Annotated in this window: 14 protein-coding genes and 2 pseudogenes; 12 read left to right on the plus strand and 4 right to left on the minus strand. The window is 61.5% G+C overall.

What is annotated here, in order from left to right:
* Nucleotides 1-85: 85 nt before the first annotated feature.
* A pseudogene (locus tag J6497_RS32715) lies at nt 86-511 on the plus strand (hypothetical protein).
* Between the two features lie 418 nt (nt 512-929).
* Here J6497_RS32715 and J6497_RS32720 read toward each other — a convergent pair.
* Nucleotides 930-1,151 (minus strand): hypothetical protein, encoded by a 222-nt coding sequence (locus tag J6497_RS32720; protein WP_312010408.1) that lies wholly within the window; start codon nt 1,149-1,151, stop codon nt 930-932.
* Between the two features lie 181 nt (nt 1,152-1,332).
* Here J6497_RS32720 and J6497_RS32725 point away from each other — a divergent pair, with 181 nt between their 5' ends.
* Entirely contained in the window at nt 1,333-1,536 is a 204-nt protein-coding gene (locus tag J6497_RS32725; RefSeq protein WP_225708337.1) for a cold-shock protein, read from the plus strand.
* A gap of 621 nt (nt 1,537-2,157) precedes the next feature.
* Nucleotides 2,158-2,430, plus strand: a pseudogene (locus J6497_RS32730) (isocitrate/isopropylmalate family dehydrogenase); the annotation flags it as partial.
* A 279-nt stretch (nt 2,431-2,709) separates the two neighbouring features.
* On the opposite strand, the gene J6497_RS32735 reads toward J6497_RS32730, so the two are convergent.
* A complete protein-coding gene (locus J6497_RS32735) occupies nt 2,710-3,105 on the minus strand; it encodes a helix-turn-helix domain-containing protein (RefSeq protein WP_130581961.1) in 396 nt (131 codons plus the stop codon).
* A 527-nt stretch (nt 3,106-3,632) separates the two neighbouring features.
* On the opposite strand from J6497_RS32735, the gene J6497_RS32740 reads away from it, so the two are divergent.
* Complete coding sequence (locus J6497_RS32740) at nt 3,633-3,956, plus strand: hypothetical protein (RefSeq protein ID WP_225708338.1); 324 nt, start codon at nt 3,633-3,635, stop codon at nt 3,954-3,956.
* Nucleotides 3,957-3,997: 41 nt separating this feature from the next.
* Here J6497_RS32740 and dctA read toward each other — a convergent pair whose 3' ends face one another.
* Entirely contained in the window at nt 3,998-5,320 is a 1,323-nt protein-coding gene (gene dctA / locus J6497_RS32745) for a C4-dicarboxylate transporter DctA (protein WP_225708339.1), read from the minus strand.
* 462 nt (nt 5,321-5,782) lie between these two features.
* Between dctA and J6497_RS32750 the strand changes: the two genes are divergently transcribed.
* From J6497_RS32750 to J6497_RS32760, 3 genes are all read left to right on the plus strand, one after another.
* On the plus strand, nt 5,783-6,781 hold the full coding sequence (locus J6497_RS32750; protein WP_225708340.1) for a TRAP transporter substrate-binding protein: 999 nt from the start codon (nt 5,783-5,785) through the stop codon (nt 6,779-6,781).
* An 87-nt stretch (nt 6,782-6,868) separates the two neighbouring features.
* Nucleotides 6,869-7,375 carry a TRAP transporter small permease gene (locus tag J6497_RS32755; protein WP_376708308.1) on the plus strand — a complete coding sequence of 169 codons (507 nt, stop codon included), beginning with the start codon at nt 6,869-6,871 and terminating at the stop codon, nt 7,373-7,375.
* Complete coding sequence (locus J6497_RS32760; protein WP_225708342.1) at nt 7,372-8,691, plus strand: TRAP transporter large permease; 1,320 nt, start codon at nt 7,372-7,374, stop codon at nt 8,689-8,691. Before J6497_RS32755 ends, J6497_RS32760 begins: the two co-directional genes overlap by 4 nt.
* A 262-nt stretch (nt 8,692-8,953) precedes the next feature.
* On the opposite strand, the gene J6497_RS32765 is transcribed toward J6497_RS32760, so the two are convergent.
* Nucleotides 8,954-10,222: a serine hydrolase domain-containing protein gene (locus J6497_RS32765; RefSeq protein WP_225708343.1), complete on the minus strand. Its 1,269-nt coding sequence runs from the start codon at nt 10,220-10,222 to the stop codon at nt 8,954-8,956.
* 124 nt (nt 10,223-10,346) lie between these two features.
* On the opposite strand from J6497_RS32765, the gene J6497_RS32770 reads away from it, so the two are divergent.
* From J6497_RS32770 to J6497_RS32790, 5 genes are all read left to right on the plus strand, one after another.
* A complete protein-coding gene (locus tag J6497_RS32770) occupies nt 10,347-11,261 on the plus strand; it encodes an intradiol ring-cleavage dioxygenase (RefSeq protein WP_225708344.1) in 915 nt (304 codons plus the stop codon).
* A 476-nt stretch (nt 11,262-11,737) separates the two neighbouring features.
* Nucleotides 11,738-13,207: a CmpA/NrtA family ABC transporter substrate-binding protein gene (locus J6497_RS32775; RefSeq protein ID WP_225708345.1), complete on the plus strand. Its 1,470-nt coding sequence runs from the start codon at nt 11,738-11,740 to the stop codon at nt 13,205-13,207.
* A gap of 64 nt (nt 13,208-13,271) precedes the next feature.
* On the plus strand, nt 13,272-14,360 hold the full coding sequence (locus tag J6497_RS32780; protein ID WP_225708346.1) for an ABC transporter permease: 1,089 nt from the start codon (nt 13,272-13,274) through the stop codon (nt 14,358-14,360).
* Between the two features lie 12 nt (nt 14,361-14,372).
* On the plus strand, nt 14,373-16,085 hold the full coding sequence (locus J6497_RS32785; RefSeq protein ID WP_225708347.1) for an ABC transporter ATP-binding protein: 1,713 nt from the start codon (nt 14,373-14,375) through the stop codon (nt 16,083-16,085).
* Nucleotides 16,086-16,127: 42 nt separating this feature from the next.
* Nucleotides 16,128-16,553 carry a globin family protein gene (locus tag J6497_RS32790; RefSeq protein WP_225708348.1) on the plus strand — a complete coding sequence of 142 codons (426 nt, stop codon included), beginning with the start codon at nt 16,128-16,130 and terminating at the stop codon, nt 16,551-16,553.
* The last annotated feature ends 11 nt before the right edge of the window (nt 16,554-16,564 follow it).

The following is a 16,564-nucleotide window of genomic DNA, read 5'->3' on the forward strand; positions in this document are numbered from 1 at the left end:
ACCGAGAACTGGTAACGGAACGCCAAGGTGCCCCTAAACCTCGTGGATTGCGAACCGGCCGCGCTGGCGGTGTAATCGCCCGGCTATGGGCACGAAACCGCGCGAGGTTATCTGGGGCGGCAGGATCATGGGCGCCGACATACGCGCTCAGGCCGCCCGGGAGGCCGCCCAGAAGGCCATCCGGGAGTCGGACCGTGCGGAGGCGGAAACCTGGTCCGTGCGCATGGAGGACTATGGTGGGCGGCCCAGCCGTCGCCGACGATCGGCCAGTGCATTAATGGCGGCCTCGGCTGGGCTTGAGGTCGAGTGCAACCGCTGCAAGACCAGGGCAAGCCTTCCCCTGGACGCCATCCGCCGGCCGCGCGACACGCCGCTCTGGAAGCTGGAGGCCTCGCTGAAATGCCGGTCATGCCGGAAGGGCCGCTACGCGCCGCCGGTCCACATGATCAAGCTGAGGGAGACGCAGAGGATCACGCCCTACAAATGGGTGCATCCCGACGAGGAACGGTGAACAAGCCCAGCCAGACCCCCGTCCTTGGTCAGGATGCTAGCCGTCGAGGCTGTCTGGCCTTGGTCGTTCTCTGTTTCCGGTAAGCTTTGAAGTCAGCCAAGAGCTGTTGGGGATCCAACGTTTCCGCTTGCCTAACCTGCTCTCGCAACCACTCCAACTCGACAAGCTTTTCGAGCAGATCAGACGAATATTGCTCTACTAGCAATCGTCGGTTCATGGAAATCCCCACAGCCGCAATTCCTGTACGCACGCGAGCATTCTCTGGATACCTTCTTATGCTGAGCTGTGATAGCCAGATATCCGGGAAAGCACTGCCGCTACTTTAGGATGAGCTTCAATGGACAGCCCCGTGCGCAAAGGCGCCTCCGAAAGGGAATAAATTTTTTTACCAAATTAGCAGGGCGGTTGCGCCGTCCGACTATCCCGCCCTGTCATCGGTCAGGTGCTTCAGCATCTCCTCACAGGCTTTCTCGGCTTCCGCAAAGGTCTTGAACGGCGAACCGCCGACTCTGATCGCAGGCCTGTTCAGATCGATGAGGCGCCATGAGGCAACAAAGCCGGGCTGTCCATGAAGGCCGGGGCCGCTCCGACTCTCATTGCTGATCACGAACGAGAAGCCGTAACTGTTCGCACTCCACATTTGGAAGTCTTCCGTCGGACCGATGACGCGGCTGAACTGCATGAGACGGATGATGATCTAGATCGGCTCAGAATTGAGCCAAACCAACCCGCCTGTGCGCGTGCCCCGGGCGGGTTTTTCTTGCCGTGGACCGTGCCGCCATCATAGATTACCGCCATTGGTTTAAAAACGGAGTGCCGACGTGGCAACGGGTATTGTGAAGTGGTTCAATGCAACCAAGGGCTATGGATTTATTCAACCCGACAACGGCGGCAGGGATGTGTTCGTGCACATCTCGGCCGTCGAAAAAGCGGGACTGAGCGGTCTCAACGAGGGTGCCAAGGTGAGCTACGAAGAAATGACCAACAGGGGCAAGACGTCCGCTGAAAATTTAAGAGTCGGATGAATTTCAAATCCGCCGGCTTCGCGCTGGCGGCCGCTTTCTGTTAGGCACCAACGCCGACGGTAGTCCCAAAAAGATGCGCCGCCGGGCTCGGAATATACTGTCCCGGCGGCGGCCAGTTTCAAGCTGGGGCGCTGAAATCCGAGTCGTGGGATCATCTGCGCGCATGCCAAACGAAAGGCAGCCCGGCCCGGGGAAAAGATGGGACGGCGCGCGAAAGATCCAAAGGTTTGAGCCGAAACATTGAGGCCGCCTCAGTTGGCGGCCTCTGTCCCAGAGAACCACGGTCGGACGTCGGCGCCGCGCTTCCCGCAGGCTTGGCAGACGAACCACTCTTCGATGTCTGAGAGCCTCAGATTGTCCGGCCATCCATCGGCGTCCATGGTGATCGAGCGGCTGCACCTGTGGTCTTGCAGCAGACCAGCAGACGCTGAGCACCGGACGAGCGCATCTCGGCGAAAGTAATCTTTTGACGTCGATCCATCCTTACATACCACGCCTGTATGCAGGCGGATTTCTCTTAGTGGTAAGCAAACAGCGGGAGGGACGTTCGCCATCGTTCGCCGACGTTTATTCGACTGATATTCAACGAACCGGCATAATCCAAGCTAACTTATTGATTTCATTGGTATTAAATTGGAATTGTTTCAGCCGTGCCACGGCACCGCGCCCGATATCATGGGGCAGGGCAAGGCCAATCCGACCGCGATGATCCTCTCAGCCGCGATGATGCTGGACTGGCTTGCCGACAAGCATGGGCTGGAGAGCGCGGCGGAAGCTGGCGAGCGGATCGAGCGCGCCGTCGACAAGGCCTATGCCGACGGCATCAAGCCGATCGAGTTCGGCGGCCGCAACGGCACCGCCGACATCGCCAAGGCGGTGCTGGCGCTGCTGTAGGTCGAACGCGCAAGAAGAGGGCCTCAGGCTCCGACGATCGCAACCAATTGTCGCCCTCGGCATCAATGCTGCAACGGACGAGTCTCTGCGCATCACATTGAGCGCGGCGATATCAAGAGCGGCGATATCAAAAGCAAAAAGCGCCGCCATCTCAATGGCAGCGCTTCAGCAGGAGCCTCGATCCGAACCAACCTGGTCCGGTGCGGCGCTGCACCACGGTTCAACCCGCTTGCGCGGATCGCTGCGGTCCTCGCCACGACGCGGAGAAGGGCTGAATGCTCAGCCTTCGTTCGCGGCGATCGACTCCATCAACGACACCAATTGACGTTGAACCGTCTGGTCCTTGATCTTGCTGTAGGCTCGCAGCAACCTCAGGCTGAAAGCGCTGTCCAGGAACAGGAGGCTTTCGACTTCGCGAGACTTGTTGTCGCCGTCATAGAAGAACGTGACGGGCACGTCGAGCGCGGAAGCGATCTGCTGAAGGCGGGCAGCGCCGACGCGGTTCACGCCTTTCTCGTACTTCTGGACCTGCTGAAAGCTGACGCCGAGCTTTTCGCCCAGTTCCGCTTGTGAGATCTTTTGCTCCACACGCCGCAGGCGAATCCGCTTGCCCAACTCAATGTCGGGCTTGCCGGCACTGCGTTGCTTCATCTTCTTTGCTGCTGATCTGTTCATTCTGGTTACCCGTCCTTCAAAATCGGGAGGCCCTGCGCAGATTGGTCAGGGATTCGTCCATACTTCCGTGTCAACTTCGTCCGGGTCGTGAGCTCGTGTTGCGAACCACGGCATTCCAAGCTGATTGTCGAATGGTAGCCAAACGCCACGCGCTTTGGAAATACCCAGATACCGGCGCCGTCAGACTACCTGAAGTCGTCAACGCCCGGGCTATCCTGTGATATCCCGCAACCTACATTTGGCAAAATATTGGACAAACCACAACTACTACGGGTTCAATCGACACAGATTTTGGACGCATGCTTACTAGCTCGCCCTGCATACGTAATTCCACATCCCGTACTTGTACGGGGCCCCGAACGGCTTGGCTTCACCGAAAAATGACAGGGGAGGCAGCGTCGCGGCGCGCCTGTCCGGGCATTAGAACGAAAATAGAGGATCAATCACCCGCTGGACAATTTCGCAAAATTTCTGGATCATCCGCTCATTGACGCGCCCCACCACCTGCACACTTGTGGGAGAGGCTCATGAAGCGAAGAACTGAAACGCCGCGGATCTACCTCGCAAGTTCGGGAGCGGAAGAAATGCCGGTTGCCCATACCGAAGAACGTTTGCTCTCGCTGCTTGCGACGCTAGAGGAGTGCAGGGATTTCCTCACGGACAAGGCAAGTCCGGAAACGGCTCGTTTGCTGTCGCTGGCAATCCTCGAACTCAAGATGGAACTGCATCAGGTGACTGACGCCGAGCTCAAGGCGCTGTGCGATCTGATGACCTCGCAGGCGCAGACGCCGCAGGAAGTAAGGCTGGCCTCCGGCAGGCCGCTGCCGCCCTATCTGAAACTGGTCAAGTAGCAGAGCTCGATCCCTCCCGTCGTCTCGGACGGGCTCTCCTGTCAGCCCGCCGTCACGTCGACCAGTTCGGCGCCGTCGAGCACGAGGCGCGCTTTTTCGCGGTCGAGATCGCCTTCCCACGCTGCCACCACGACGGTTGCAACGCAGTTGCCGATCAGGTTGCCGAGCGCGCGGGCCATCCCGATGAACCAGTCGACCGATAGCACCAGCACGAGGCCAATGGCGGGAATGGTTGGTATGGCGTTCAGCGTTGCCGCCAGGATCACGATCGCCGAGCCCGGCACGCCATGCGCGCCTTTTGACGTGATCAGGGAGACGCCGAGCACCAGCAGAAGATCGCCGAACGACAGCGGCGTGTTGGTCGCTTGTGCGATGAAAACCACAGCCAGAGTGAGATAGATCGAAAAGGCGTCGAGGTTGAACGAATAGCCGGTCGGGATCACGAGCCCGACGACGGAGTCGTTGACGCCCAGTCGCTCCAGCTTGCGCATGATCTGCGGCAGCACCGCGTCCGAAGAGGCGGTCGCAAGCACGATGGTCAATTCCTCGCGCAGGTAGCCCAGGAATTTGAGGATGTTGATGCCGGCCAGGGCCATGACGCTGCCGAGCACGCCGAACACGAAGATCGCCACCGAGACGTAGAACAGCGCGACCAGCGACACCAGTTGCTTGAGCGAGCCGGCGCCGTATTTGCCGACCGTGTACGCCACGGCTCCAAGCACGCCGAGCGGCGCCACTCGCACGATCAGCCCCATCGCACGGAAGAGCACCGCCGAGACCGCATCGATCAGCGAGGTGACCTTCTCGCCCTTCTCGCCGCCGACCAGCGCCAGGCTGATGCCGAAGATCACCGCGAAGAACAAGACCTGCAGCACGTCGTTGCGCGACAGCGCATCGAAGGAAGTGGTCGGAATGATGTTCAGCAGGAAAGTGCCGATGCCGCCGCCCTGCAGCTTGTGGGCATTATCGGCATAGGTATTGAGCGCCTTGGCATCGAGCGTTGCGGTGTCGATGTTCATGCCATGGCCGGGTCCGAACAGATAGACCAGCAGCAGGCCAACGACGAGCGCGATCGTCGTCATCACCTCGAAATAGACCAGTGCCTTGACGCCGACGCGGCCGACCTTCTTGAGGTCGCCGGCGCCGGCAATGCCGTGCACGACGACGCAGAACACGATCGGCGCCACGATCATCGAGATCAGTTTGAGGAACGCGTCGCTGAAGATCTTCAGCCCGATCGCGAAGTCGGGAACGGTTACGCCGAGCGCGATGCCGAGCAACAGCGCGGCAAGCACCTGGACGAAAAGTGACGTGTAGAGCGGCTTGCGGGTCTCGGTGGCGGCCGTTGCTGTCATGGTTGACATGGCGTGTTCCCCATAGGTTTCGCCCATTTGGTAGCAACTTGCGTGCCAAAACGTCGCAGGCGCATGTTCGAGCGAAGCGGGTAGTCGGCGGAACATCTGGCAGGTTGCGCGCGCCAGGGTCTTCGCTTCGGGGACGCAGCGAGATTTCGGCTCGTCTCGGTGCCGCTATCGAGCGCGATAGGTCAGCGCATGGACGACCCCATGGGGGCAGGAAGCCGACCGTCGCCTCGCCATCGAGTTGCTCGCGGCCGCATCGGAAAATCCCGAGGCCTAGGCGCGGGGATTTCCCGCCGAGATCGTCGCCTGCCGTGCAGCGCTCGGCCCGAATGGGCGTTCGATCGCCGCCTTGAAATCAGCTTCCATCGCTCCGTCCTTTTGCATACGCTCGGGATCGCGGCCGCTTTGTCGGCGGCACCCACGACCCCCGGTTAACAGGGGCGGGGCATCACAGGGAGGGAGACGATGAAGCGAAGATCCGTGCTCGCCGGGCTTGGCGCTACGGCCGTCGTCGGCACATTCGGCACGCCGTCAATTCTCAAAGCTCAAACGCCTGTCTCGCTGAATGGCGCAGTGCAGTTCAACGACGATCACGCGTTCACCAAGGCGCTGGTGCGATTCCAGGAGCTGGTGCAGAAATACTACGGCAAGCCCATCAATTTTACGCTGCACAAGAACTCGTCGCTGGGTCTTGAGAAGCAGTATTTCGAGTACATGTCGCAGGGCAAGGCCGTCGACTACGCGATCGTCTCGCCGGCCCACATGTCGACCTTCGCCAAGGCCGCGCCGTTCATTGATGCTCCCTTCGTGTTCAAGGGCATCGAGCACATGAACAAGGTCGTCGAAAAGAATATCCTTGCGCCGATCGCCGACGAAGTGGCGAAGAAGGCCGAGGTGGTTCTCGTCGGCTACGCAGGAGGCGGCGTCCGCAACATATTCGCCAACAAGCCGCTGCGGACGCTTGCCGATATCAAAGGCCTCAAGATCCGCGTGCAGGGCGCGCCGATCTGGTCGAAGACGTTCGCTGCCGCAGGCATGAGCCCGACGGTCATCGCCTATAACGAGATCTACAACGCGATCCAGAACGGCGTGATCGCCGCCGGTGAGAACGAGGCGGCGGGGGTCGAGGCGATGAAATTCTACGAAGTCGCGCCGCACCTCAGCTTGACGCAGCACGCCGTGTCGATCCGGCCGGTCTGCTTCTCGGTGAAGACGCTCAAGACCCTGCCCAAGGAGCTGCAGGACGCGATCTTCAAGGCCGGCAAGGAGGCCGGTGATTTCGGCCGGCAGCTCGAATCGAGCGAAGAAGTCGTCAAGCTCGATGCCTTGGAGAAAGCAGGCAAGCTCAAGCGTGTGCCGTTCGAGGAGCGCGACGCCATGAAGAAGCTCGCTGATCCCGTGATGGCGACCTACGCGAAGGAGATTGGTGCCGAAGGCATCTTTGAAAAGATCAACGTCGCGTAAGCCGCCAGAGCCATTGAACGAAACGTCAGGGCAAGCCCATTGCTTGCCACGGGGACAACTAAGACCACGCGGGGGCCAATGACCGGAATGCCGCTGACAACCATACCAAGTTTGTGGCGTCGGGTTACAGCCGGCTACGCGAAACTGTTGGAGATCCTGCTGGCGGCGTGCGTCGGCATCCTGCTCGTCCCCGTCACGCTGCAGGTGATCTCGCGTTACACCCCCTTCATCCCGTCCTACATCTGGACCGAGGAGATGGCGCGGTTCCTGTTCATCTGGACCATCATGATCGGTGCGATGGTCGGCGTCAGGGAGGCGCTGCATTTCGAGGTCGACGTGTGGCCGGACCTGCCGCGGCGGGCCGAGGCCGCGGTGCGGATCGTTGCGCGTCTGGGCATCCTGGGGCTGGCGCTCGTGTTTGTATGGGCGGGGTTCGAGTTCACGCAGTTTGCCTGGAACAGGACGTCGGAACTGGCGGAGTTACCGCTCTGGCTCATTCACATTGCCTGGCCGGTGGCGGGCGCCACCTGGATCGTGTTCGCAGGCGAGCAGATTATCGATGAGGCGCGCATCCTGTTTGGGGCTGCGCAATGAGCGGAAACATCCTTTCCGCCGGACAGGCCGCCTCGATCCTGTTTGGTTGCTTCGTCGCGCTGTTGATCGTGCGCGTGCCGGTCGCTTTCGCGCTCGGCCTTGCCTGCCTGCCCGTCCTTCTGATCGAGCCGCGCCTGTCGGCAATGACGCTGGCGCAGGAAACTTTCAACGCTTACAACTCATTCATCCTGCTCGCGGTGCCGTTTTTCCTCTTGACCGCGAACCTGATGAGCATCGGCGGCATCACGGACCGGCTGGTTGCGCTTTCCCGCTCGATGGTTGGACATTGGCCGGGATCGCTGGCGCAGATCAACGTCGTGCTGTCGGTGTTCTTTGCCGGCATCTCGGGTTCTTCGACCGCGGATGCGGCGAGCCAGTCGAAAATCTTCATCGATGCCCAGACCAAGGAGGGGTACGACCTCTCCTTCTCCATTGCGATTACGGCGGTCTCGGCGGTGCTTGCCGTCGTCATCCCGCCCTCGATCCTGATGATCGTGTGGGGCGGGCTGATCTCCACCTCGATCGCGGCCATGTATCTGGCGGGCATCGTGCCCGGACTATTGATCGCGGGCGCGCAGATGCTGACCGTGCATGTCTATGCGGTGCGCCGTGGCTATCCGACCTATCCGAAGAATAGCTGGGCGGATTTCCGACGCGCCGTCTGGCGGTCGTTGCCGGCATTGACGACGCCGTTCATCATCGTGGGCGGCATTCTGCTCGGCTGGTTCACGGCAACCGAGTCCGCCTGTGTCGCCGTGCTCTATTCCATGGCGCTGTCCACATTCTTCTACCGCGAGACTGGGCTGCGGGAATTGTACAAGGCACTGCTCGATACCGGGCGTCTGGCCGCGGTCGCGCTGTTCTGTGTCGGCACCGCCAGCGCATTCGGCTGGCTGCTCGCCTATTACAGGATCCCGCAGGAACTGCTGGCCAACGTCGCGACCTGGGGCATGGGACCGATTGCGGCTGGCTTTTTCATCTCCTTCTGCTTTCTTGTCGTGGGCTGCTTCCTTGACGCTATACCGGCAATCGTGATCGTCGGCACCGTCCTCGAGCCCCTGGCAAGATCCGTCGATCTGCATCCGGTGCAGTTCGCGATCATCTCGATCGTCTCGCTGGCGTTCGGGCTGGTGACGCCGCCATATGGACTATGCCTGATGATCGCCTGCGCTGTTGCCGGCGTACGGCTGCGCTATGCTGTGAAGGACACCGTGATCATGCTGCTGCCGATGCTGATCGTGCTGGCGTCGCTCATCATCTGGCCGAACGTGTCGCTGTTTCTGCCGCGCCTGATCGTTCCGGAGATGCTGAAATAGCCTTGATCCATTCCGCGGCGCCGAGATCTGCGCCGCGGAATCTCTTAGAGCATGAGGAGACGAGGTCGAATTGTCTCCGCCATGGGCGCTGCTTCTCTTCACCTCTCCCGTAGGGAGAGGTCGGCGCGTAGCGCCGGGTGAGGGGATTTGCTCTATCGAGGGACCCGCAACCCCTCACCCGCGCCTTCGGCGCGACCTCTCCCCACGGGAGAGGTGAACTTGCGGACCAAGCCGATTCAACCAAATGACATCATGCTCTAGGTCAGAGATTGCTGTCGGTGATCGCGGCGTAGACCATGGTGCGCAGCTCGCGCCGCAGCGGGTAGGCGCTTGACGGCAGCACCTGCGTCATGAAGATCGTGATCAGCTCTTCCGCCGGGTCGATCCAGAATGACGTGGTCGCGGCGCCGCCCCAATTGTATTCGCCGGGGCTGCCGGCGAGCAGCGTCTGCGCCGGGTTCATGGTCACGGCAAAGCCGAGGCCGAAGCCGATGCCGTTGTAGGCCGCCTCGGAAAACAGCGAGCGCGACATCGCCGGCAGGTCGACATTGCCAGGCAGGTGGTTCGACGTCATCAGCTTCAATGTCTTCGGCCCGATCAGCCGCACGCCGCCGAGCTCGCCGCCATTGAGCAGCGCGCGGCAGAAGGTGAGATAGTCGGCGGTCGTCGAGCACAATCCGCCGCCGCCGGAGATCAGCGAGGGCGGCGACAGGAATGAGCTGGTGGCCGGGTCATCCTGCAGCGTCAGCCCGCCCTTGCGCTCGGCGGCGTGGAGCGTCATGCCGCCTTCCGGGTCGGCGGAATAGCAGGCCGCCAGACGATGCGCCTTGTCCGCCGGCACGAAGAAATCGGTATCGTTCATGCCGAGCGGATTGAAGATGCGCTCCTTCAGGAACTGCTCGAACGGGATGCCGCTGATCTTGCCGACGAGATAGCCGATCACGTCGGTGGCAACCGAATAATTCCATGCCTCGCCCGGCGAGAATTCCAGCGGGATCCTGGCGAGATCCTCGATCATGCTGTCGAGCGTCCCGGCCTTGACGACCTCGCCGATTTTCTTCTCGCGATAGGCGGCATCGACATTGGAGCGCTGCTGGAAGCCGTAGGTGAGTCCGGATGTGTGCCGCAGCAGGTCAACGATCAGCATCGGCCGTGACAGCGGCTTGGTCAGGAATGCCGGCGCGGTGCCGGCCTGGAACACGCCGAGGTTCTTCCATTCCGGGATATATTTGTGGACGGGCTCGTCGAGCGCGACGCGGCCTTCCTCGACCAGCATCATGAAGGCGACCGAGGTGATCGGCTTGGTCATGGAATAGATGCGAAAGATGGTGTCGTCCTTGACCGGCACCTTGCGCTCGACATCCGCAAAGCCCTGCACGGTCGAATGCACCACCTTGCCGCGGCGATAGACCAGAAGCTGTGTGCCCGGAAAGCGGCCGGCCTCGATGTAGTGGCGCTTCAGATGGTCCTCGAGGCGGTCCAGTGCGGCTTGCGACATGCCGGCGGATTCGGGGGAGGTGGGGGCTAGCATCGCTCTTCTCCGGTTGTGAGGCACGCCTTGATAGCCGAAAAGTGTCCGGTGTTCCAATCACCGGCCGCTTACCCCGGCAAGGGGGCGGGTGTAGACTCCAGCCGCGATATCAGGGAGGGAAACAATGCCTCAATTCAACGACACCGAACTGACCGCTGCCGTCATCCAGAGTTTCGAGGAAACGCCGAGCCCGCGGGCAAAATTCCTGCTTCAGGAATTGGTGAAGTCGCTGCACGACTATGTCCGCCGCACCGATCTCACCTTCGAGGAATGGGAATATGCGATCGATTTTCTGACCCGCACCGGTCACAAGTGCACCGATATCCGCCAGGAGTTCATCCTGCTGTCAGACGTGCTCGGCGTCTCCATGCTGGTCGATGCCGTCAACCATCGTGATCGCGATGGCGCCACCGAGACAACGGTGCTCGGTCCGTTCTATGTCGGCGAGCACAAGGTGACGCCGCATGGCACCGATATCTCGGCGACGCTGCCCGGCGAGCGATTGTACGTGCAGGCGCGCGTCACCGATCTCGACGGCAGGCCGGTTGCGGGCGCACCTGTTGACGTCTGGCATGCCGACGACGATGGCTTCTACGATTCACAGAAGCCGAGCTATGCGACGCAGGGCCCCTCGTCGCGGGCGCGCTTCATCACCGGCGATGATGGCCGTCTTCATTTCCGCACCATCCTGCCCTGCAGCTATCCGATCCCGACCGACGGCCCGGTCGGCGAGATGATCATGCAGACGCGGCGCCATCCGATGCGCCCCGCCCACATCCATTTCCTGGTCGCGGCGCGCGGCTATGAGCCCTTGATCACCCACGTCTTCATGGAGGGCGACAAATATCTCGACTCGGACGTGGTGTTCGGCGTCAAGGACGAACTGGTCGCCAAGATCGAGAAGCGCACCGATGCAGTGATGCCCGATGGCGCCAAGACAAGCGAGCCGTGGCACCTTATGACCTACGATTTCCGCATCAAGCCCGGCGAGGGAACGCCGCCGGCACCGCTCGGCGTGAAGGCCGCCGAAGACGCATAGCGTTAGCTATTTTGATCCGGTCGATCCCGCAAACTCGCTCTTGGCTCCCGCTTGCAGTGAGGTCGGCGCGAAGCGCCGGGTGGGGGCTCTCTCCACATATTCGGAGAACGTGATCGCGGAAGGAATCTCCTCCACAGCACGCCCCGCAAGCGAAATAGCTAGGGAGTTCCGCAGTGGTCGCCCAATTCTTGTGCGTCGCACAAGAATTGGGCGAATCGCAAATTTTGAATGCGGAGTGCGGAAGCTGGCGGTCCAGGCATCCGTCTCCCAAGTAATTCTTACAGCTACGTTTTCCGTCGCGCCGACGCTTGGCACGAAGCTTGAATAGACTTTGCGCGACGCCATTGAAGCCGTCCTTCGAAACCCATCATCCGAATTGTTACGCCGTCAAACCGGGCTTCCGGGAACGCGAAGCTATGGCCGAGCGGGATGAAAGTCGACGGTCGGCAACTCGGCGCAAAGGATCACGACATTCCATGACGAAGCCGACTGATCAGACAACGCCGCGCGGTCTCCATGTCCGACGAATCGGCAAAGCCATGGTGCGGACCTCGGCGCTTCCGGGGCTTGACCGCCGCGCATTCCTGGCTGCCGGCACCGTGGCTGCCGCGCTCGCCCTGGCGCCCCGCGGGGCGCGCTCTGCCGCGCTCAAGCCCGAGAAGGACGAACTGAAGCTCGGCTTCATCAAGTTGACGGATATGGCACCTCTGGCGGTCGCCAAGGAGAACGGCTACTTCGAGGACGAAGGGCTCATCGTCACGCTGGAGCCGCAGGCCAACTGGAAGGTTCTGCTCGACCGCGTCATCACCGGCGAACTCGATGGCGCCCACATGCTCGCTGGTCAGCCATTGGCCGCAACGATCGGCTTCGGCACCAAGGCGCACATCGTCACCCCGTTCTCGATGGACCTCAACGGCAACGCCATCACCGTGTCCAAGGAGATATGGGCGTCGATGAAGCCGCAGATTCCGAAGGACGCAAGCGGCAAGCCCGTTCACCCTATCAAGGCCGATACCCTGCGTCCGGCGATCGAGAAACTGAAGGCCGAGGGAAAACGGTTCAAGATGGGCATGGTGTTCCCGGTCTCCACGCACAATTACGAACTGCGATATTGGCTGGCATCAGGTGGCGTCCATCCCGGCTACTACTCGCCGGACGATGTCAGCGGAACGATCGCTGCCGAAGCGCTGCTGTCGGTGACACCGCCGCCGCAAATGCCGGCAACGCTCGAAGCCGGCACTATTAACGGCTACTGCGTCGGCGAACCATGGAACCAGGCCGCGGTGTTCAAGGACATCGGCGTACCCGTGATCACCGACTATGAGATCTGGAAGGACAATCCGGAAAAGGTGTTCGGTATCACCGCCGCCTTCGCCGAGAAATACCCCAATACGACGCTGGCGCTGACCAAGGCACTCATTCGCGCCGCGATGTGGCTCGATGAGAACGGCAATGCCAACCGGACCAAGGCCGTCGAACTGCTGTCGAAGTCCGAATATGTCGGCGCCGACAAGGCTGTCATCGCCAACTCAATGACCGGAACGTTCGAGTACGAGAAGGGCGACAAGCGCGAAATTCCTGACTTCAACGTTTTCTTCCGCTACTTCGCAACCTATCCCTACTACTCCGACGCTGTCTGGTATCTCACCCAGATGCGGCGCTGGGGTCAGATTGCAGATGCCAAGGATGACGCCTGGTATCACGCGATCGCCAAGAGCGTCTACCGCCCCGACCTCTATCTGGCCGCCGCCAAACTGCTCGTCGCGGATGGCAAGGCGAAGAAGGAGGACTTCCCCTGGGACAGCGACGGCTTCCGCGCCCCGACATCTCAGTTCCTCGACAACGTCACCTACGATGGCCGGAAGCCGAACGCGTACGTCGACAGCCTGAAGATCGGCCTCAAAGGCAAGCAGAAGATCGATGGCGCCAAGGTCGTCGACGGCTGACGATCGCAACGAGCCGGCCTCTCACCCGCAATGGAAACGAACTAACCTCGAGGAATAGAGCCTTATGGCACTGGTCAGCGACTACGTCGATGTCAAAGCAGAGGGATTGAGACGCGCGCGCAAGGAACGCACCTTCGCACGCATCAACACGGCCGAGGTCTATCTCAACATTCTCGGGCTGGGATGGCTGGCGCCCCTGGCGCGCATCGCCGCCGGCGACACCGTCAAGCCCCAATTGAAGCAACTGCGGCAAGGACTGTTCGTACCCCTGATCGGCATTGCGCTGTTCCTGGTAGCGTGGGCGTGGGCCGCGCCTCAGGTCAAGACGTCACTCGGCGCGATCCCGGGCCCGGCCGAGGTCTGGGTGCAGATGAAGAATCTTTACGCCGACCATGTCGCCGAACGCGCCAAGGAGGCGGCGTTCTACGAGCGGCAGAATGCGCGCAATGCCAAGGCCGTGGCCGATGGCCATCCAGAGGACGTGAAGCATCGCACCTATGCCGGCAGGCCGACTTATCTTGACCAGATCGTGACCAGCCTGCTCACCGTAGCGCTGGGCTTCGTGCTGGCGACATTTATCGCGGTGCCGCTCGGCATTCTCTGCGGCCTCTCGAAGACTATGAATAGTGCGCTCAATCCGCTGATCCAGATCTTCAAGCCGGTCTCTCCGCTGGCCTGGCTGCCGATCGTGACCATGGTCGTCTCGGCGCTCTACATCAATCCGTCCGAGGCGCTGCCGAAGTCCCTTGTCGTCTCCGCGATCACGGTGATGCTGTGTTCATTGTGGCCGACATTGATCAATACTGCGCTTGGCGTGGCGTCGATCGACAAAGACCTTTTGAACGTTGGCCGCGTCCTGCAGCTGCCGACCAGCCGGACCATCACCAAGCTGGTGTTGCCGAGTTCGCTGCCGCTGATCTTCACGGGCCTGCGGCTATCCCTCGGCGTCGGCTGGATGGTGCTGATAGCGGCCGAGATGCTGGCGCAAAACCCGGGCCTTGGAAAATTCGTCTGGGACGAGTTCCAGAACGGTTCATCGCAGTCGCTGGCCAAGATCATTGTTGCGGTCCTGACCATCGGCATCATCGGCTTCCTGCTTGATCGCGTGATGTACGCGCTGCAGTCGGCCTTCACGTTTTCCAGTCAGCGATGAGAGGAGGCCGGAATGTCGTTCTTGTCGCTCAAGGGCGTTTGCAAAGGTTATGGCACAGGCGCCAACCGGAGCGAGGTCCTTACCAATCTCGAGTTGGAGGTCGCCGAGGGTGAATTCGTCGCCATTGTCGGATTTTCCGGAAGCGGCAAGACGACGCTGATCTCGGCCATCGCCGGACTGGTGCAACCCGACGCCGGTGAGATCACCCTGAAGGGCAGGCCGGTGACCGGTCCGGGGCCTGACCGCGGCGTCGTTTTCCAATCCTATTCGCTCATGCCATGGCTCAGCGTGCGCGGTAACGTGGCGCTGGCCGTCGATCAGGTGTTTGCTCGCGAGAGCCGAGCCAATCGTGCGGTCCGCGTCGACCGCTACATCGAACTGGTCGGGCTATCGCACGCCGCCGCACGCTTGCCTTCCGAGCTCTCGGGCGGCATGCGCCAGCGTGTGGCGGTGGCGCGTGCTCTTGCCGCCAGTCCGGAGATACTGCTGCTCGATGAGCCGCTCTCGGCGCTCGATGCGTTGACCCGGGCCAAGCTGCAGGACGAGATCATCGACATCTGGTCGCGAGACAAGCGGACGGTGGTGCTCATCACCAACGACGTCGACGAGGCGATCCTGCTCGCTGATCGCATTATCCCTCTGCTGCCAGGCCCTAACGCGAGCCTTGGCAAGGAGTTCACGGTCGATATCGCGCGTCCGCGCCAGCGTTCCTCCATCAATGAGGATCTGAATTTCAAGCGGCTGCGCCAAGCAGTCACCAACTACCTGATGGATGCGGTGGCCGAGCGGACGGCGTCGTCGGTAACCGCGGCACGCACACTGCCCAACGTCGTGCCGATCACGCAAATGGAGAAGCCGCCGAGCGCCTATCAACGGGCTGCCACCTCCGTCTCGCGCAGTCTGGATCGCTATCTCGAGTACTCGCGGCTTTCCAAGATCTATCCCACGCCGACGGGGCCGCTCACCGTAGTGGACAATTTCGATCTTAAGGTACGGAAGGGCGAGTTCGTTACCGTCATCGGCCATTCGGGGTGCGGCAAGTCCACGGTGCTGTCGATGACGGCAGGCCTGAATGAAGTTTCGCTCGGCGGCATCATCCTGGACGGCCGCGAGGTATCGGCCGCCGGTCCCGATCGTGCGGTCGTTTTCCAGGCACCATCACTGTTTCCCTGGCTTACCGCGCGCGAGAACGTTGCCCTCGGGGTCGATCGTGTCTACCCGCATGCCAAGCGGCAGGAGCGTGACGAGATCGTTGATTACTACCTTGAGCGTGTCGGCCTGGCGGACTCGCTCGACAAGCCGGCGGTGGCGATGTCGAACGGCATGCGTCAACGTGTCGGCATTGCGCGCGCATTCGCGCTCTCGCCCAAGCTGCTGCTGCTGGACGAGCCGTTCGGCATGCTCGATAGCCTCACCCGCTGGGACCTGCAGGAAGTGTTGATGGAGGTCTGGGCGCGCACGCAGGTGACGGCGCTATGCGTCACTCATGACGTGGACGAGGCGATCCTCCTGGCCGACCGCGTGGTGATGATGACCAACGGTCCAAACGCCCGTATCGGTCACATCATGCATGTCGACATTCCGCGACCGCGCACGCGCAAGGCGTTGCTCGAGCACCCGAACTATTACCGCTATCGGCGCGAGTTGCTTGATTTCCTTGAGGCATACGAGCACGGCGCCGCACCGAAAGAGCCGGCGTCCGTCGCAAGTCCCGAAGCCGCGTGAGATACGGACCTTTCCATCCGAACTGAGCCGCAGGAGCAAGGAATGACACCCGAGCAAGTCAAACTCGTGCAGGAGAGCTTTGCCAAGGTCGCGCCGATTTCCGAGCAGGCCGCGAGCATCTTCTACGATCGCCTGTTCGAGGTCGCGCCGGCGGTAAGGGCGATGTTTCCGTCCGACATGACCGAGCAGCGCAGGAAGCTGATGGCGACGCTGGCGGTAGTCGTGAACGGCCTCTCCAATCTCGCATCCGTGCTGCCCGCCGCGAGCGCGCTCGCCAAGCGGCACGTCAGCTATGGTGCCAGGCCGGAGCATTATCCCGCTGTCGGCGGTGCGCTGTTGTGGACCCTGGAGAAGGGCCTCGGCGATGCCTGGACGCCGGAGGTCGCGGAAGCCTGGACCGCGGCCTATGGCACGCTGTCCGGCTACATGATTTCGGAAGCCTACGGCACCATCCAGGCTGCCGAATAGGGGAATGCACC

The organism is Bradyrhizobium cenepequi, assembly GCF_020329485.1.
GTDB classification, from domain to species: domain Bacteria; phylum Pseudomonadota; class Alphaproteobacteria; order Rhizobiales; family Xanthobacteraceae; genus Bradyrhizobium; species Bradyrhizobium cenepequi.